We start from the raw sequence: 17,254 nt of genomic DNA, 5'->3' as shown, positions 1-17,254 counted from the left end.
CAGGGCCTAGGGAAGCCTCCGGTCCGCCGGGTGCGCGGACGGCTACGAGACGACGTCCCGGGGCGGCTCGCCCGCGACGAAGTCCGCGGCGTTGCGGACCGCGGCCAGCGCTATCCGTACGAGGGTCTCGCGGGTGACACCGGCGACGTGCGGGGAGAGCACGACGTTCGGCGCCTTGAGCAACCGCAGGGCCGGGGTGGGCGGTTCGGGGTCGAAGACGTCGAGGCCCGCTCCGGCGAGGGCGCCCGCGTGCAGCGCGTCCGCGAGGGCGTCCTGGTCGATCAGGGCGCCCCGCGAGGTGTTGACGACGAACGCGGTCGGCTTGAGCAGCGCGAGCCGCTCGGCGTCCAGCAGATGGCGGGTCGCCTCGGTGAGCGGCGCGTGCAGGGTGACGTAGTCCGACACGCGCAGCAGTTCCTCCAGTCCGACATGGCGGGCGCCGAGCCGGGCCTCCGTCTCGGCGGAGGCGCGCGTGGGCCCCGCGTACACGATGCTCATGTCGAAGGCGAGGGCGCGCCGGGCGACCTCTTCGCCGATGTGACCGAGGCCCACGATGCCGAGGGTCTTGCCGGACAGTTCGGTGATCGACTGCTGGAGCCGGGGCAGCGCCCAGTCCGCCTCGGTCAACGCGGTGTGGGCGGGCACCAGTTGCTTGGCCAGGGCGAGCATCAGGGCGAAGGTCTGCTCGGCCACGTTCTGCTTCTCGGCGCCGCTGGAGCCGATGTTGCACACGGGCACGCCCCGCTCGCGCGCCGCGTCCAGGTCGACGTAGTCGAAGCCGTGGCTCGCGCACTGGATGAGTTCCAACTCGGGTGCGGCCGCTATGTGTTCGGCGGTCACCGGGCCGAGGCCGGTCACCACGACATGGGCCTCGCGCAGCGCGGCGGGGTCCTCGTCCGTGGCCTCCACGACGGTGACGCGGGCCTGCCCGGGAAAGAGCGTGGCGAGCGCGGCTCCCGCCGTACGGCCGCCCACGTGCGGGGAGACGACGGCGAGCACGTTCTTGGTCTCGGTCATGCGTTGTCCTCGATCAGGTCGTCGGGGCCGACGGAGGCCGGGCGGGCGTGCCCGGACAGGGCCAGGGTGAGGTCGAACTCGGCGAGCAGACAGCGGACGACGTGTTCGACGCCCGCCTGCCCGTCGAGGGCGAGACCGTAGGCGTACGGACGTCCGACGAGCACCGCCCGCGCGCCGAGGGCGAGCGCCTTGAAGACGTCGTCGCCGGTGCGGACGCCGCTGTCGAAGAGCACGGTGAGCCGGTCGCCGACCGCCGCGGCCACCCGGGGCAGCGCGTCGGCGGCCGCGACGGACCCCGCCACCTGCCGGCCGCCGTGGTTGGAGACCACCACGCCGTCCATCCCGGCGTCGGCGGCGTGCCGGGCGTCGTCCGGGTGCAGGATGCCCTTGAGGACGATCGGCCCGTCCCAGTTCTCCCGCAGGAAGGCCAGGTCGGGCCAGGTCTTGCCGGGGTCCGCGAACATGCTCACGAAGTGCATCACGGCCGCGTTCGGGTCCTCGTGCACGGGCTTGGCGAGCCCCGCCCGGAACGCCGGGTCGGAGAAGTAGTTGGCGGTGCCCACGCCGTGCAGGAACGGCAGGTACGCCTGGTCGAGGTCGCGCGGGCGCCACGCGAGCAGCGGTGTGTCGAGCGTGACGAACAGCGCGGTGAACCCGGCCGCCTTCGCCCGGTCCAGGAAGCTGCGGGTGACCTCGCGGTCCTTCGCCCAGTACAGCTGGAACCAGCGCTCGCCGTCGCCCATGGCCTCGGCGACCTGCTCCATGGGGGTGCTGGAGGCGGAGGACAGGACGTACGGCACGCCCTGCGCGGCGGCGGCGCGCGCCGCGGCGCACTCCGCGTCCGGATGCATGATCGACAGCACGCCGATCGGCGCGAGCGCGAGCGGCGCGGGCAGCGGGCGCCCCAGCACCTCGACGGACAGGTCGCGTTCGTGGACGTCCCGCAGCATGCGCGGCACGATCCGGCGCCGGGCGAGGGCCTCCCGGTTGGCGCGCGCCGTGCTGCCGTCGCCCGCGCTTCCCGCCACGTAGCCGACCGGACCGGGGCCGAGCCGCCGCTCGGTCAGCTCCTCCAGCCGCGTCAGATCGGTGGGCAGCCGCGGCACGGCGCCCGTCATCCCGTTCAGATAGATCTCGTACTGGAAGTCGGCCCAGTGCTTCGCCATCCGTACGTCCCGCCTCTCGTCCCCAAGACCGCGCTGTACGGGGTCGATCCTTGCGAGGGTGACAAGCCCCGTCCACCGTGGTGCGCACAACGTGCGGCTGGAATCATCACGGTGTGATGAACAAGCCGTCCGGGATCCGGGAACGCATCCGGCAGGAGATGGTCGCCGACCCGCGGGTCGTGGAGACGATCGTCGCGGCGGTCCACGAACAGGTCCCGGTGTACGCGGCGCTCGACGACAGCCGGCTGCCCGAGGTACGGGCCATCGCGGCCTGGGGCCTGGAGCGGCTGCTCCACCTGTGGGCCACCGACGGCACCCTGGGACCGGCCGACCTGAGGCGTTTCCGGGGCATCGCCTCGGCCCGCGCCGCGGACGGGCGCCCGGTGCGGGCGGTGCTGCGCGCCTACCGGGTCGCGGGCACCGTCCTCACGGACGAGGTCGCCGCCCGCGCGCCCCGCCTCGGCGCCGCCGACGCCTTCGCGCTGGCCCGCATGCTCCTCGTCAGCCTCGACACCCTCTCCGAGGAGATGGCCACCGCGTACGCCGCCACCAGCGAGGACCTGGCCGGCGACCGGAGCCGGGCACTGCGGCTGCTGCTCGACGACCTGATCGCCGGACGGCACGCCTCGGTGGGCGCGCTGACCGACCGCTCCGCCCTGCTGGGCGTCCGGCTCCCGGACCCCTGCGCCCTGCTGGTGGCGGAGCCGGCCGCCGCGGACCGGCCCGATCCGGCGCACGGGACGGCGACGGACCTGCTCGACGCGCTGGCCGTCCCCGGGGACGAGACGACGCCGCTGGCGACGGTACGGGGCTCCCGGGCCGTCCTGCTGCTGCCGCTCGCGGCGGCGGCGCGGGTGGAAGCGGTCCTGGGCGAACGGTCCTGGCGCGGGTGCGTCGTCACCGGCGAGGGCCTGGACCGGATCGCCCTCGCGCACCGGCTCGCCGCCGACGCGCTCGACACCGCCCCGGCCCACGCCCACCGGTCCGGGCACGTGCTCACCGACGCCGACGCGCAGGTCCTCGCCCTGCTCGCGGGGCGTCCGGCCGCCACGCCGGACCACATCGCGCGGCTGGTGCTCGGGCCGCTCACCGAAGCCGCGCAGGGGCACCTGCTGGAGGCCCTCACGACGTACATCGACGCGGGCTCGGCGAACGCCGCCGCGCGGGCCCTGCACCTTCATCCGCAGTCCCTGCGCTACCGCCTGCGCCGGGTCCGTGAACTGACCGGCCGTGACCCCCGCGACCCCTGGCACCGGCTCACCCTGGACATCGCCCGGACGATCCGCGACTGAGGCTCCGGGGGCCCGGCACGAGTGACGCCCGGCCGGCCCGGCGGCCGCGCGGGGCGGGACGGGCCGGGCGCCGGTGTCGGGTGCCCCACGCCGTGTGGCCGGGACGCGCCGGTCCGCTCACTCCTCGTCGCCGGGAGCGTCCCCCGGTCCCGCGTCCGGGCCCTGCGCGCGGACCCGCTGCACGTGCTCCAGCGACTCGCGCAGTTCGCCGAGCCAGTCGTCGGTGTGCCGCTGCACGAGACGAACGCACCAGGCCAGGGCGTCACTGCGGCTGCGGGCTACCCCCGCCGCGACGAGCGTGTCGAGGACCTCGCGCTCGGGCTGGCGCAGCCGCGTCATGACGGGCGCGGCGACATGGGTGAACAGGGCGCGCTCGGTGCCGCACTCCACGCCCCAGGAGACCTTCTTGCGGAAGCGGTGCTCCGCGTCGCGGGCCACCTCCATGCGCTCCTCGCGGGTGCGCTCGCGGAATTCCTGGATACGGGCCCGGAGCGCCGCCTCCTTCTCGGCGTCCGAGGCGCCTTCGGCGAGCCTCGGCTCGGGGATGCGGCCGACGACGGTGATCTCCTCCCGGTCGGCCGTCACCTCCGTCAGGCTCTCGAAGAGATCGTCGGGCAGGCGGCCGGCGAACCAGCCGCGCAGCTTCTCGCGTTGCTCCGATGTAATCATGTAATCACGATTACTCTCCCGCGATCGAAGCGCAAGGGGTGCCGGAGAAGTCCGCCGACAGCGGAAGTCGAGGAGGCGTGCCGGTCCGAGCGGAATGTTTCAGGCCTATTGCAGAGCCGTGTCATTCCGGCCAGCCGACCGTCGGTGATCGTCGGAGGCCGCTCAGTTACTGGCCTCGGTCGTTCGAATTCTGTGACTTCACGCCACTGATTCAATACTCAAAGTTACTGAAATGTGTGGGGTCGATGTGTGTTTCCTGTGCGTTCTCGGCAGACTCGCGCTCGCCGATCCGGCACCGACCGAGCCGGTATCGCATTTCGATCGAGCGGAAGGATGCACACAATGCCGAACACCGCGCGTTGGGCAGCGACTCTCACCCTGACGGCCACCGCCGTATGCGGCCCCCTCCTCGGGTCCGCCCACGCGGCCCCGTCCGGGCTCTACGCCCCCTCCGCCCTGGTGCTCACCACGGGCCACGGCCAGACCGCCACCGCCGCGACCCCGGAACGCGCGGTGACCCTCAACTGCGCCCCGACGGCCTCCGGCACCCATCCCGCCGCACCCGACGCCTGCGCCGAACTCCGCGCGGTCAAGGGTGACTTCGACGCGCTGACACCCAGGAACGACGTCTTCTGTACCAGGCAGTACGACCCCGTGGTCGTCACGGTGGAAGGCGTCTGGCAGGGCAAGCGCGTCTCGTACGAGCACACCTTCGCCAACGAGTGCGTGAAGAACTCCTACGGGATGACGGTCTTCGCGTTCTGAGAGACCGGGATCGCGTGGCCGTCGTGGACATGGACCGGGATCCGTAGCTGGGGAGTGCGGGCTCCGTCACGAAACGCCATGTGATTTCGCACCGAGGGCCGGTCAGACGGAGTGGGGCCGTCGACCGGCCCTCGGCATGTCCGCGTGCGGCCGCCCGCCCGTCCCGGGCCCCTGCTCGCGCCGTACCACGACGGGACGGTCCGTGCGCCTCGCGGCCCACCGGCGTCACCGTTCCGGGGGACCCGGGATGCGGGAGGGGCCGGAGTGGGGTAGCGGTGGACCATGGGTGCACTCCTCGACTGGGACCAGCGGCTGTTCACACGGGTGGCCACCGCACGGGTGCCGGGAGCCGATCCGGCGCTGCGGCGGCTGAGTCACGCGGCCAACCACGGCCGCCTGTGGTTCGGCGCGGCCGCGGGGCTCGGCCTCGTCGGAGGGCCGGCCGGACGCCGGGCGGCGCTGCGGGGCCTCGGCTCGCTGGCGCTGGCCTCGTTCACCGTCAACACGCTGCTGAAGTGGAGCGCCCGCCGCCCCCGCCCGCTGCTGGAAGGCGTCCCCGCGATCCGGCACCTGGCCCGTCAGCCGCACACCACCTCCTTCCCGTCGGGACACTCCGCCTCCGCCGCGGCCTTCGCCACCGCGGTCGCCCTGGAGTCCAGGAGGTACGGCGTCCTCGTCGCGCCCGTGGCCGCCGCCGTCGCCTTCTCGCGCGTCTACGTGGGGGTCCACTATCCGGGAGACGTCCTCGCCGGCATGGCCATCGGCGCGGGCGCGGCCGCCCTCACCTGCCGCTGGTGGCCGCCGCGCCCCGTCGTGCCGGAGCGGGAGCGGCCCGCCGCGCGGGCGCCCGCGCTGCCGCTCGGCGAGGGGCTGGTCGTCGTCGTCGACGGCCCGGCCGGCGCCGGGGACCCCGAGGTGCAGCCGATGTACGCCCGGCGGCTGCGCGCCCTGCTGCCCGAGGCCGAGGTGATCGAGCGGGGCCCCGGCGACGACTTCACGGAGCTGCTCGCCGCGGCGGCCGACCGGGCCGCGGAGGCCGGCGGCGCGCTCGGTGTCTGCGGGGGCGGCGCCGGGATCGCCGCCGCCGCCCACGAGGCGGCCGAACGGGGGCTGGCGCTGGCCGTGTTCCCCGACGGCGCCGCCGACCGCTTCGCGCTGGACGTGGGCGTCCCGGACTTCGAGTCCGCCTCCGTCGCGGTCGCCCGCGGCGAGGCGGTGTCGGTGGACATCGGCGTCGCCCGTTCGGGGGCGGGAGAGGACACCTGGTTCCTCAACGAGTTCAGCATCGGCCCGTACCCCGAACTCGTGCGGCTGCGGGCGCGGTCGGAGCGGCGCTGGGCCGACGTGCCGGCCGCGGCCGTCGCCCTGCTCCGGGTGCTGGGCACCGCCCGCCCCGTCGAGCTGAACGTCAACGGCCGCCCCCGCCGTCTGTGGCTGTTCCTCGCGGGCAACGGCCACTACGTGCCGGAAGGGATCGCTCCCGCCTTCCGGCCGCGGCTGGACGACGATCTGCTCGACGTGCGCCTGGTCGACGCCGGCCGCCGTCTCGCCCGTACCCGGGCCGTCGCCGCCGCGGCCCTCGGGACCCTGGAGCACGCACGGGTCTACGAGGCGGAGCGGGTCCCCTGGGTGGAACTGGAGGGGATCACCGGCGCGGACACCCTCGCGTACGACGGTGAACCGCGTCCTGGCGCGGCCGGGTTGAGGCTGGAGAAGGAGTACCGGGCCCTGGTCGTGTACCGGCCCGTCACCGGCGACGGGTGAGGGGCCGCCGTCTCCCTGCGGACGGCGGCCCCTCGGCCTGACGGGTGACCGGGCCGGAACCCGGTCAGGGCCCGGTCACATGTGGACGACGGGTGCGGCGTCCGGGTCCTGGGGCGGCCTGCCGCGGCGGTAGAGCACGAGCGCGATGAGGGCTCCCGCGGCGAAGAAGCCGGCCGACCACCAGAAGGCGGTGGTGTAGCTCTCGATCGTCGACCGGGCCTGGACCAGCTTGTCCGTCACGTCCTTGCCCGCGAGGTAGCTGGTCGCGGCACTCGCGGCGAGTGTGTTCAGCAGCGCGGTGCCGATCGAACCGCCCACCTGCTGCATGGTGTTGACGGTCGCGGAGGCGACACCCGCGTCCTCGGGGGCGATGCCGTCGGTGGCCAGCGACATGGCGGGCGGCATCACCATGCCGAGGCCGGCGCCGATCAGCAGCAGCTGGGGCAGGACGTCGGACGAGAAGGACGAGCCGACGCCGATGCCGGTCAGCCAGGCCATGCCGAGCGCGGCGACCGCGAAGCCCGCGGGGATGACCGCCTTCGGCCCGATCCGGGGCACCAGGACCGTGGTGGAGACCTGCGCCATGACCATCAGGGTCGCCATCATCGGCAGGAAGGCCACACCGGTCTTCGTGGGGCTGAAACCGAGGTTCAGCTGGAGGTAGTAGGTGAGGAAGAGGAAGACGCCGAACATGCCCGCGCCGGTGATCAGGACCGCGAGGAACGAGGCGGCCCGGTTGCGGTCGAGCAGGACGCGCATGGGCAGCAGCGGGTGCGCCGCCCGTGTCTGCCACCACGCGAACGCGGCCAGCAGGACGCCGCCCGCGACGAGGAAGCCCCAGGTGGCGGGCGAGCTCCAGTCGTGCGTCTCGGCGTTGGAGAAGCCGTAGACCACGGAGAAGAGGCCGGTGGAGACCAGCAGGGTGCCCGGCAGGTCCAGCTTGGAGTCCGCCGCGTCGCGGTGACCGCTCAGCAGGACCCAGCCGCCCGCGAAGGCGACGACCGCGAAGACGAGGTTGACGAACAGCGTCCAGCGCCAGTCGAGGGCGTCGGTCAGCAGGCCGCCGAGCAGCAGGCCCACCGCGCCGCCGGCCCCGGCGATGGCGCCGTACACGCTGAACGCCTTGGCGCGCTCCTTGGCGTCGGTGAACGTCGTGTTCAGCAGCGAGAGGGCGGCCGGGGCGAGGAGGGCGCCGAACACGCCCTGCAGGGCTCGCGCGGCGACCAGCATCCCGAACCCGGTCGAGGCGCCGCCCAGGACTGAGGCGGCGGCGAATCCGGCGACGCCGACGAGGAACGCGGGCTTGCGGCCGAAGAGGTCCGCGATGCGCCCGCCGAGGAGGAGCAGGGAGGCGAAGGCGAGCGAGTACGCGGTGACGATCCACTGCCGGTTGCCGTCGGAGAAGCCGAGGTCCGCCTGGGCGGAGGGCAGGGCGATGTTCACGATGGTGGCGTCGAGGACCACCATCAGCTGGGCGATGCCGATGATCGAGAGGATCCACCACCGGCGCTTCGACGCGGCGGCGGACGTGGTGTCCGCGGCGCCCGCGCCGGTGCCTTTGGTCAGGGTCTGGGACATGGGGGAAGCACTCCAGGGAAGTCGCTCGGGACGTGCACGTAAACGAAACTGTTTCGTACATGTCGATGACCCGACCTTAGACCTCGCCGAGCGAAACGGCAACGTTTCGTTAGGCGGCCGGATGTGACCTCCGTCCCATGGGGCCGCCTCACGCCCACCGGCGTGCCCGCCGCCCGGACGCCCCTTCGGTGCCCCCGTCCCGGGCGCGGGCCGACCGCTCAGGTCAGCTGCCGCCGCACCAGCTCGTACAGCCGCCCGCCCGTGTCCGCCAACAGCTCGGCGGGCGGGCCCTGCTGGGCGATCCGGCCGTTCTCCATCACGAGGACGCGGTCCGCGTCCAGCACCGTCGACAGCCGGTGCGCGATCACCACCCGGGTGGCGTTCAGCGCCTTGGTGCTCTCGATCACCGTGCGCTGCGTCGCGTTGTCCAGGGCGCTGGTCGCCTCGTCGAGGTAGAGGACGCGCGGCCGCCGTATCAGCGCCTGGGCGATCATCAGGCGTTGGCGCTGGCCGCCCGAGATCGCGCCGCTGCCCGACACCAGCGTGTGCAGCCCCATCGGCATCCGCCTGATGTCCTCGGCCAGACCCGCCATCTCGGCCGCCTCCATCGCCTCCTCGGGCGTGTACGCCCCGGTGCCGCGGATGCAGTCGAGGACCGACCCGGTGAAGGGCTGCGCGTGCTGGAGCACCACACCGCACTGCCGTCGTACGGCGGACCGGTCGAGGGCCGCCAGGTCCTGGCCGTCGTACAGCACACTGCCCGAGACCGGCCGGTCGAAGCCGATCAGCAGCCGCAGCAGGGTGGACTTGCCGCAGCCGCTTGGGCCGACGACCGCCACGAACTCGCCCGGCCGGACGGCGAACGACACGTCGTCGAGGACGAGCGGGCCGTCGTCGGCGTACCGGAACGACAGCCGCCGTGCCTCGATCGCGCCGGACAGGACGCCGGGACGCGTACTCGCCCCGCGTACTTCCGGCGTCGCGTCGAGCACCGGCCTGATCTCCTCGAACATCGGCAGCGCGGCCGCCGCGGAGACGAGCGCGCCGGTGATCTGGGTGACCGACGTCAGCAGCATCGTCATGGCCGTGCTGAAGGTGAGGAAGTCCGCGGCCGACAGTGAACCGCGCGCCGGGCCCGCCAGGAGCATGAACATCAGCAGGGAGCACAGCGGCAGGTACACCGCGCCCATCACCGTCGTCAGGTTCTTGACGCGGCCGACCCGCCGCTGGAGCTCGCGGCTGCGGGCGAACTCGCCGGCCCAGGCCGCGTACGCGTAGTTCTCGGCCGCCGCGACCCGCAGCTTGGGCAGCCCGCGCAGGGTCTGGAACGCCTGGTTGTTGAGCTTGTTGCCCAGCGCGACCAGGCGGCGCTGCCCGCGCACCTGCCACAGCCCGAGACCCAGGAACACCGCGGCGACGACCACGAGCATGGCGATCACGGCCAGCGCCATCGGCACGCTGTACCAGAGCAGCAGGCCGAGGTTCATCGCGCCGACCGTGCCCGCCTGCACGAACGTGGGGCCGATGCCCGCCAGCAGACGCCGGATCGCGCTCACGCCCATCGCGGCACTCGCGAGCTCACCGGTCGAGCGGGCGGCGAAGAACGAGGTGGGCAGCCTCAGCAGGCGGTCCCACACGGCCGGTTGGAGCGTCGCCTCGATCCGCCCCTCCAGCCGCAGCAGCGTGAGGTTCTGGAGCAGCACGAACGCCGCCGAGACGACGCTCGTGATCATCAGCGCGAGACAGACCCGCACGATCGGGCCGTGCTCCGCCCTCGGAACGTACGCGCCGAGCACCCGGCCGGTCGCGATCGGCACCAGCGCGCCGATCGCCACGGTCACCAGAGCGCTGACCACGAGGCTGCGCAGATCCCCGCCCGTCCCCGTCAGGGCGAACCGCAGCAGCCGCAGCGGACCGAGCCCGCGCTCGGGCAGCGGGCGGTAGAACATCACGGCCCGCGGCTCGAGATCCGGTGCGTCGGCCCGTCCGACCGGCGTCTCCCGCCCGGACGACGGCTGTACGGCGACATAGCCGCCGCGCCGCCACAGCAGCGCCACCGGAGCGCCGGACACCGCCCGGCTGCCGACCAGCGGGCCGATGTCGTCGCGCCACCAGCGTCCCTCCAGACGTACGGCACGGGTGCGCAGCCGTGAGGCGAGCGCGATCCGTTCGACGGGGTCGAGCCGGTCGCTCTCCGCGCCGCCGCCCGTCCGCTCCGCGAGGGTGATGCCCGCCGCGCGGGCGACCAGCTCGCAGGCCGCGTACGTGGCGTCCGCCTCGGCCGCCGTCGGCCGCTTGGACGACCGCCTGCCGATCGAGGCGAGCAGCGCCCGGTCCGCCTGGTCGCGGACGGCCTCGCCGGCCTTGATGCCCGCCGCCGCGCGGTCCTCGTGACCGGCCTCCAGCTCCTCGATCCAGCGGTCGAGCGCCGACAGCAACCGGTACTGCTGGTCGACCATGCCCTGCCAGAGACCGGGGTCCATCAGCAGATCGGCGGCCGCCTCGGCCCCGTACGGCGAGCCGTACCGCACGCTCCCCGGCGGGACCCGCATCCAGAACACGTCCTCGTCGGTGGGCGCGGGGACGTTCCCGGCGGCCGTCGGCGCCTGGAAGAGGACGGAGAGACCGCGCCCGACGCCGAGCGCGAGGGCGTGCTCCAGCGGGCTCGACGCGGGCGGAACCAGCTGCGGGTCGCCGTACGCGTCGTACGACCAGGTCGCGGTGCCGGCCGCTTCGTACAGCTCGCGCAGCCCGATCCGGCGCAGTGCGCAGCCCCGCAACGGCCGGCCCACCAAGGTGTGCTGAGGACCCGTCACCGGCCCGAGCAGCAGCGAACCCGCTTCGAGCCGGCCGAGGTGATGCCAGTGACCATCCTGGGCCGCGTCGACCGCGAACAGGTCCATGGTCCCCGCGGCCACGAGCCACAGGACCTGCGGACCCTCCAGATCGAGACGGCTCAGGCCCGCGTGGCCGACCGGGGTACCCATGCCGCCGAGCGCCCCGAGCACGAGGTCCTGCTCGTGGACGCCCTCGTGAACCGTGGTCATCTCAACGCTCCCTGACCAGGGCGGCGTAGGGACCGCCGGCCGCCACCAGTGCCTCGTGCCGCCCGCGCTCCACGACCGAGCCGTGTTCGAGCACGACGATCTCGTCGCTGTCCCGCACCGTGCTCAGCCGGTGGGCGATCACCACGCAGGCGCAGCCGCGCCGGCGCAGGTTGTCCATGACGGTCTGCTCCGTCTCCGCGTCCAGGGCGCTGGTCACCTCGTCGAGCACCAGGACGCTGGGCCGGCGCACCAACGCCCGCGCGATCTCCAGGCGTTGCCGCTGACCGCCGGAGAAGTTCCGCCCGTCCTGCTCCACCCGGCTGTGGATCCCGCCGGGCCGACGCGCGACGACGTCGTACAGTGCCGCGTCCCGGAGCGCGGCGGTCACCGCCTCGTCGGGGATCGAGGGGTCCCACAGCGCCACGTTGTCGCGGACGGTCCCCTCGAAGAGGAACACGTCCTGGTCCACGAACGACACGGACGCGGCCAGCGCTCCGCGCGGGATGTCCTCCAGCGGGCGGCCGTCGATACGGATCGTGCCCTCCCACGGTGTGTACAGGCCCGAGATCAACCGGGACACCGTCGACTTGCCGCTGCCCGAACCGCCGACCAGCGCGACCTGCCGCCCCGGCCCGACCGTGAGCGAGAACCCGGTGAGCAGCGGCTCGTCGAGCGGGCTGTATCCGAACGTGATGTTCTCCAGCTCCACGAGACCCCGCAGCCGCCGGGTGGACCCACCGGTGGCGGGGCGGTCGTAGAGCGGGTCGGCGCGGAAGTCCTCCACGTCCTTGAGCCTCGCCACGTCGGCCGCGAAGTCCTGGACGCGGCCCGCCACACCGTTGAGCCGGGTGATCGGCGCCGTGAACCGGGTGACCAGCGCCTGGAAGGCGACCAGCAGACCCACGGACACCTGGCCCTCGACCGCCCGCAGCCCGCCGATCCACAGGATCAGCGCGCTGTCGATCATCGCGAGCGTCGGCGCGACCACGCCCAGCCACGCGCCCGGCACGCCGAGGCGCTGCTGCTCCTCCAGCGTGGTGGCGTGCTGTCCGGCCCACTTGCGGAAGTAGCCGTCCTCACCGCCGGTGGCCTTCATCGTCTCGATCAACTGCAGCCCGGTGTAGGCGGTGTTGGTCAACCTCGCGGTGTCGGCGCGCAGTTTGGCGGTGCGGGTGGCGCGCAACCGGATCACCACGCGCATCGCCACCACGTTGAGCAGCGCGACACCGATGCCGACTGCCGTCAGCTGCGGGTCGTAGGTGTACAGCAGGACCGCGTACAGCACGACGACGACCGCGTCCACTCCCGCCGCGGCGAGATCGCGGGCCAGGGTCTCGGCCACCACGTCGTTCGACTGGAGCCGCTGCACCAGGTCGGCGGGGCTGCGCTGGGAGAAGAAGGTGACCGGCAGCCGCAGCAGATGGCGCAGGAACCGCGCGCTGGAGAGCGTCGAGGAGATGAGGCGGCCGCGCAGCAGATTCGCCTGCTGCAGCCAGGTCAGCACCATGGTCAGCAGCACCGAGGCGCCCATCGAAGCGAACAGCACGCCGAGCAGCGAGCTCCGACCGCCGATCAGGTACTGGTCGATGAACGTCCGGCTGAGCGCCGGCACGGCCGCGCCGACCGCCACCATCAGCAGACTCGCCAGCACCGCGACGGGCATCGTGCCCGAAGTGCCGCGCAGCCGGGCCGGCATGGCGCCCAGCACCCCCGGCCTGCGACCGCCCCTGCGGAAGCCGGGGCCGGGCTCCATGGTCAGGACGACCCCGGTGAAGCTGGTGTCGAAGTCCTCCGTCGGCACGAAACGACGGCCCTTGCCGGGGTCGTTGACGAACACGCCCCGGCGTCCGAAGCGGCGGCCCGTGCCGTCGTACACGACGTAGTGGTTGAACTCCCAGAACAGGATCGCGGGCCCCCGCACCTCGGCGAGCGCGGCGGTGTCCATCTGCATGCCCTTGGCGGTCAGACCGTAACCGCGCGCCGCTTTCAGCAGGTTGCTCGCGCGCGAACCGTCCCGCGAGACACCGCACGCGATGCGCAGCTCTTCGAGCGGGACGTGCCGGCCGTGGTGGCCGAGCACCATGGCGAGGGACGCCGCACCGCACTCGACCGCCTCCATCTGGAGCACGGTGGGGGTGCGGACACTCCTGACCCGGGTCTTCGGGACGCCGCGCCGGGGCGGGGCGGCGCGCCGTCCGCCGCGGGTGTCCGGTGCGGCGCTCACGGCAGGAGCCAGTCGAGGGGGCGCTGACCGGCCAGCCGGACGGACGCCGTGGCCAGGGTCATGGAGTCGAGCGCGTAAGGCGGTCCGTCCGGGGACGACCACTTCAGGCCGCTGCGGGTGGCGGACGAGCGGTCGAGTCCGACCAGCACGGCGACCGGCCTGCCCTTCTGGCTGAACTGTTCGCCCAGTTGGGCGTCACCGAGGTAGGCGGCGATCCGCTGCCGGGTCTGCGCGCTGCGCCCCACCGTCCTCACGTGGCCGCGCAGCACTCCGTAGCGCTGGGCGGGCACCGACTGGACGGTGAGGTCGACGGCGGCGCCCGCGGGAATGGCGGCGGCGCCGGCGGCGGAGACGTACACCGTCGCGTACAAGGGGTCCCCGGCGTGGGCGACCTTCTCGACGGCGGCGACGTTCGCGCCCGTCGGGATGATCGCGCCGATGGTGGCGGCCAGGGCGGTGACCCGGCCCGCGGCGACCGTGCGCACGACGGCCGTATCGCCCTGTGCCGTACGCACCTCGAGGACGGGAGCGTTCTCGGCGAGCCGCTCGCCCTCCTTCGCGAGGACCGCGGTGACCTGTCCGGCGACCGGGCTCTGCAGGACGTAACTGCCCTGCGCGTGGGTGAGGACGGCGGGCGCGCCGACGGTCGGGGCGACGGTGCCGGTCACGGCCCAGACGGACGCGGCGGTCATGGCGAGGACCGTCACGGCGAGGGCGAGCCGGCCCTGCGGGCGGGCGAGGCGCACCGGAAGGTCGAGCTCTTCGGGCGACCGGAGCCTGTCGAGGGCCTGTTGGCGGAACTGCACGGGATACTTCTCACCTGTCCGGGAGGCTCACGGCATCCGGGAGCCCCGGAACCGGTGGGGCGGTTCCGGGGCCCGTCGGCGTGAGACGCGATCAGAGACCGGCGACCAGGCCGGTGACCGGGGCGGTGTTCAGACCGGTCACACCCTCGACGGTGCCGATGGCCGTGCCCACGACGCCGGAGACCGGGGCGACGCCGTCCACCAGGCCGGTGACGGTGCCGACGGCGTTCAGCGAGAGGCCGCCGGAGACGTTGTCGAGGTCGGCGTCGGAGATCTCGGCGGTCTCGACACGGGGGGTGGAGTTCATGACGGAACTTCCCTTCACATGGGTATTCACAAGGGGGGAGGGCGGCCCTGCTGGGGGACAGACGGCGGCCGCCACCGCGGGGCGCATCCGGCTCCCGGGAGCCGGTCCGCGACCTCCGCGGTGCCACGGATCAAAGCACGGCCGCTCGTCGCGCTTCCACTCAACCAGGGCTCTCACCTGGGAATTTGTGCTCCATGAGCGGGGAAGAGTGCAGGGGCGCACACGCCGCCGCGGCCACTTCTTCACATGCTGCGCGGCATCGGTTCACCCGTTCTCTTGCCACTCCCGCGCCGAATCGGACAGTCCCGGTCCATCGGTGCACAGGGGGGCGCGCGCGTGTGCAGATCCCCGGGCCGCGGTGACCCCGCTGGGCACGGGCTGTGCAGATTCCCTGAATCCGGGATTCCGCGGCGGATCGTCGACTTAGCGTCGTCGGCCGGTGGCGTTCCGTACCCGCCGGGGGAGTGGTGCGGCGGGTACGGCGCCCGTCGTGGTCGGTCAGCCGAGGATCGCGTACACCGTGCTCGCTCGCGCGGCCGCCTCCGCCGAGCCCTCGGCGGTCATCGTGATGTCCGCGAAGGCCATGCGGCGGCCCAGTTTGGTGAGGACCGCCTCGATCAGCACGTCCGCCTCCGTCACCGCCCGCTGGAAGCTCGTGGACTGCTGGACCGTCGTCATGGGGACGAAGGCGCCGCGGGCCGCGGAGACCGCGATCACCGTGGCCGTGTCCGCGGCCGCCATCAGGGCCTGGCCCGACAGGGAGCCGCCCTCCCGGGCCAGCCGCGCGGACCACGGCAGCCGCAGGACCGCGCGGTGTTCGTCCAGTTCCACGACGGACAGGCCGAGGTCGAGCACCCAGGGGGCGAAGTTGTCGGCGAGGATCTTGTCGGCTTCGACGGGGGTCAGTGTCATACGGCGCATTGTTCCCCTCCCGGCCGCCGATCCCGCCGCGCGGGACCGGCGGTCTCTTCCGGGTCGGGCGGTCCGCCCGACCCGAGGGGTCCCGCCCGCACTCCGGTGATCTTCTCGCGGAGGAAATGGACTGATTGACTCCGCAATCGGCGCCTATGGCGAAACCAACTTCCGCGATTTGCAATGGCAGTTGAACACCCCGGGCGGCACGCGCGTATCAACAGGCAACCAGGCGCCCCCCAGTCAGCTGCCGGACGCGGCATCGACCCCGTCCCCAGGAGGTCAAGAGTTGAGCCACAAACGGATACCCAAGCGCAAGGCCGCCATCGCGGTGGGCGGCGTCGCGGCGCTCGGAGCGGCGGCTCTGCTGCTGCCCAACGCCAACGCGTCGCAGTCGAACGGGGACGCCGCCACTCCCAGAACCTTCAAGACGAACGACGTCGCGAACGTCGCCTCCATGCTGGCCACCCAACTGGGTGACACGTACGCGGGCTCGTACTACGACGCGAAGCAGAAGCAGCTCGTCGTGAACATCGTCGGTAACAACAGCAATGCCGTCGACCAGATCGAGAAGGCCGGAGCGGTCGCCCACCAGGTGCAGAACAGCACCGCCGCGCTGCAGACCGCCGCCAAGACGCTCAAGGCCGACGCGTCGGTCCCGGGTACGGCGTGGTCCGTCGACCCGAAGACCAACGAGATCCGCGTGACCGCGGACTCCACCGTCACCGGCGACAAGTGGGACACGGTCGAGTCGACCGTCAAGGGCCTCGGTTCCGGTGTCGCGACCCTGACGAAGTCCGCGGGAACGCTCAAGCCCTTCGTCGACGGTGGTGACGCCATCTTCGGCGGCAACGCCCGCTGTTCGCTCGGCTTCAACGTCACCGCGGGCGACGGAACCCCCGCCTTCCTGACCGCGGGCCACTGCGGTGTCGCCGTCGCCAAGTGGTCGGACTCGGCGGGCGGCGCCCCCATCGCCACCGTCGACCAGGCCACCTTCCCCGGCAACGGCGACTTCTCCCTCGTCAAGTACGACGACCCGGCCACGCAGACGAACAGCGCCGTCAACGTCGGCAACGGGCAGAGCGTCCAGATCAACGCGGCCGTCGAGGCCGCCGTGGGCCAGCAGGTCTTCCGGATGGGCAGCACCACGGGTCTGCACGACGGCAACGTGACCGGTCTCAACGCCACCGTGAACTATCCGGAAGGCACCGTCACCGGCCTCATCCAGACCGATGTGTGCGCCGAGCCGGGCGACAGCGGCGGCTCCCTGTTCACCCAGGACGGCGGCGCGGTCGGCCTGACCTCCGGCGGCAGCGGTGACTGCACGAACGGCGGCGAGACCTTCTTCCAGCCCGTCACCACCGCGCTGGCGGCGGTCGGCGCGACGCTGGGCGCGGGCGACGCGGGCGCGGGTGCCGGTGACGCGGGTGCCGGTGCCGGTGACGCGGGCGCCGGTGACGCAGGCGCGGGTGCGGGTGCCGGTGACGCCGGTGCCGGCGGCGCGGTGGACCCGAGCGCGAGCGCCGAGGCCCCGGGCGCCGGTGACGCCGTGGACCCGAGCGCGAGCGCCAGTGACGCGGCGGGCGCGGGCGCCGACCAGAACGGGACGCACCACAAGTCCCACCGGAAGCACCAGTAGTCCGGTGCCGCGGCCCCGCAGCGGCCGCGGCCACGGGTGACGGTCCGGACCTCGTGTCCGCCCCGTGA

At 73.2% G+C, this 17,254-nt stretch carries 13 protein-coding genes; 4 read left to right on the top strand and 9 right to left on the bottom strand.

What is annotated here, in order from left to right:
* Nucleotides 1-42 precede the first annotated feature (42 nt).
* The gene (locus ACICHK_RS06230) at nucleotides 43-1,017 is read right to left on the bottom strand and encodes a 2-hydroxyacid dehydrogenase (protein WP_151467076.1); all 975 of its coding nucleotides are present in this window, start codon (nucleotides 1,015-1,017) and stop codon (nucleotides 43-45) included.
* On the bottom strand, nucleotides 1,014-2,183 hold the full coding sequence (locus ACICHK_RS06225) for a lactate 2-monooxygenase (RefSeq protein WP_406836093.1): 1,170 nt from the start codon (nucleotides 2,181-2,183) through the stop codon (nucleotides 1,014-1,016). Before ACICHK_RS06225 ends, ACICHK_RS06230 begins: the two co-directional genes overlap by 4 nt.
* 116 nt (nucleotides 2,184-2,299) lie before the next feature.
* Between ACICHK_RS06225 and ACICHK_RS06220 the strand changes: the two genes are divergently transcribed.
* Nucleotides 2,300-3,475 (top strand): PucR family transcriptional regulator, encoded by a 1,176-nt coding sequence (locus tag ACICHK_RS06220; RefSeq protein ID WP_406836092.1) that lies wholly within the window; start codon nucleotides 2,300-2,302, stop codon nucleotides 3,473-3,475.
* A 117-nt stretch (nucleotides 3,476-3,592) separates the two neighbouring features.
* Here the strand turns inward: ACICHK_RS06220 and ACICHK_RS06215 are convergent, their stop codons facing one another.
* A complete protein-coding gene (locus ACICHK_RS06215; RefSeq protein ID WP_151467079.1) occupies nucleotides 3,593-4,144 on the bottom strand; it encodes a hypothetical protein in 552 nt (183 codons plus the stop codon).
* A gap of 342 nt (nucleotides 4,145-4,486) precedes the next feature.
* Between ACICHK_RS06215 and ACICHK_RS06210 the strand changes: the two genes are divergently transcribed.
* Nucleotides 4,487-4,909, top strand: a complete 423-nt coding sequence (locus ACICHK_RS06210) for a protease inhibitor (protein WP_151467080.1) — start codon at nucleotides 4,487-4,489, stop codon at nucleotides 4,907-4,909.
* Nucleotides 4,910-5,191: 282 nt separating this feature from the next.
* Entirely contained in the window at nucleotides 5,192-6,673 is a 1,482-nt protein-coding gene (locus ACICHK_RS06205) for a phosphatase PAP2 family protein (protein WP_406836091.1), read from the top strand.
* Nucleotides 6,674-6,748: 75 nt separating this feature from the next.
* Here the strand turns inward: ACICHK_RS06205 and ACICHK_RS06200 are convergent, their stop codons facing one another.
* The 6 genes from ACICHK_RS06200 to ACICHK_RS06175 all read right to left on the bottom strand — a co-directional run bounded on the left by ACICHK_RS06200 (nucleotide 6,749) and on the right by ACICHK_RS06175 (nucleotide 15,547).
* Complete coding sequence (locus ACICHK_RS06200) at nucleotides 6,749-8,251, bottom strand: MFS transporter (protein WP_406836090.1); 1,503 nt, start codon at nucleotides 8,249-8,251, stop codon at nucleotides 6,749-6,751.
* A gap of 218 nt (nucleotides 8,252-8,469) precedes the next feature.
* Entirely contained in the window at nucleotides 8,470-11,298 is a 2,829-nt protein-coding gene (locus ACICHK_RS06195; protein WP_406836089.1) for an NHLP bacteriocin export ABC transporter permease/ATPase subunit, read from the bottom strand.
* Between the two features lies 1 nt (nucleotide 11,299).
* Nucleotides 11,300-13,522, bottom strand: coding sequence for an NHLP family bacteriocin export ABC transporter peptidase/permease/ATPase subunit (locus ACICHK_RS06190; RefSeq protein WP_406836087.1), 2,223 nt, complete (start codon nucleotides 13,520-13,522; stop codon nucleotides 11,300-11,302).
* Complete coding sequence (locus tag ACICHK_RS06185; RefSeq protein WP_406836086.1) at nucleotides 13,519-14,328, bottom strand: DUF2118 domain-containing protein; 810 nt, start codon at nucleotides 14,326-14,328, stop codon at nucleotides 13,519-13,521. Before ACICHK_RS06185 ends, ACICHK_RS06190 begins: the two co-directional genes overlap by 4 nt.
* 91 nt (nucleotides 14,329-14,419) lie before the next feature.
* Entirely contained in the window at nucleotides 14,420-14,635 is a 216-nt protein-coding gene (locus tag ACICHK_RS06180) for a type A2 lantipeptide (protein WP_151467086.1), read from the bottom strand.
* A gap of 498 nt (nucleotides 14,636-15,133) precedes the next feature.
* On the bottom strand, nucleotides 15,134-15,547 hold the full coding sequence (locus ACICHK_RS06175; RefSeq protein WP_151467087.1) for a PaaI family thioesterase: 414 nt from the start codon (nucleotides 15,545-15,547) through the stop codon (nucleotides 15,134-15,136).
* A 289-nt stretch (nucleotides 15,548-15,836) separates the two neighbouring features.
* On the opposite strand from ACICHK_RS06175, the gene ACICHK_RS06170 reads away from it, so the two are divergent.
* Nucleotides 15,837-17,186 (top strand): S1 family peptidase, encoded by a 1,350-nt coding sequence (locus tag ACICHK_RS06170; RefSeq protein WP_406836085.1) that lies wholly within the window; start codon nucleotides 15,837-15,839, stop codon nucleotides 17,184-17,186.
* Nucleotides 17,187-17,254 lie beyond the last annotated feature (68 nt).

Source organism: Streptomyces sp. AHU1, assembly GCF_045343905.1.
Taxonomy (GTDB): Bacteria; Actinomycetota; Actinomycetes; order Streptomycetales; family Streptomycetaceae; genus Streptomyces; species Streptomyces triticiradicis.
The sequence above is the reverse complement of the archived record's forward strand: the minus strand, read 5'-3'. Positions and strand labels throughout refer to the sequence as shown.

Excerpts from the sequence above, each read along its gene's own strand:
- ACICHK_RS06230 (WP_151467076.1), bottom strand. The coding sequence starts at position 1,017 with ATGACCGAGACCAAGAACGTGCTCGCCGTCGTCTCCCCGCACGTGGGC.
- ACICHK_RS06225 (WP_406836093.1), bottom strand. The coding sequence starts at position 2,183 with ATGGCGAAGCACTGGGCCGACTTCCAGTACGAGATCTATCTGAACGGG.
- ACICHK_RS06220 (WP_406836092.1), top strand. The coding sequence starts at position 2,300 with ATGAACAAGCCGTCCGGGATCCGGGAACGCATCCGGCAGGAGATGGTC.
- ACICHK_RS06215 (WP_151467079.1), bottom strand. The coding sequence starts at position 4,144 with ATGATTACATCGGAGCAACGCGAGAAGCTGCGCGGCTGGTTCGCCGGC.
- ACICHK_RS06210 (WP_151467080.1), top strand. The coding sequence starts at position 4,487 with ATGCCGAACACCGCGCGTTGGGCAGCGACTCTCACCCTGACGGCCACC.
- ACICHK_RS06205 (WP_406836091.1), top strand. The coding sequence starts at position 5,192 with ATGGGTGCACTCCTCGACTGGGACCAGCGGCTGTTCACACGGGTGGCC.
- ACICHK_RS06200 (WP_406836090.1), bottom strand. The coding sequence starts at position 8,251 with ATGTCCCAGACCCTGACCAAAGGCACCGGCGCGGGCGCCGCGGACACC.
- ACICHK_RS06195 (WP_406836089.1), bottom strand. The coding sequence starts at position 11,298 with ATGACCACGGTTCACGAGGGCGTCCACGAGCAGGACCTCGTGCTCGGG.
- ACICHK_RS06180 (WP_151467086.1), bottom strand. The coding sequence starts at position 14,635 with ATGAACTCCACCCCCCGTGTCGAGACCGCCGAGATCTCCGACGCCGAC.
- ACICHK_RS06175 (WP_151467087.1), bottom strand. The coding sequence starts at position 15,547 with ATGACACTGACCCCCGTCGAAGCCGACAAGATCCTCGCCGACAACTTC.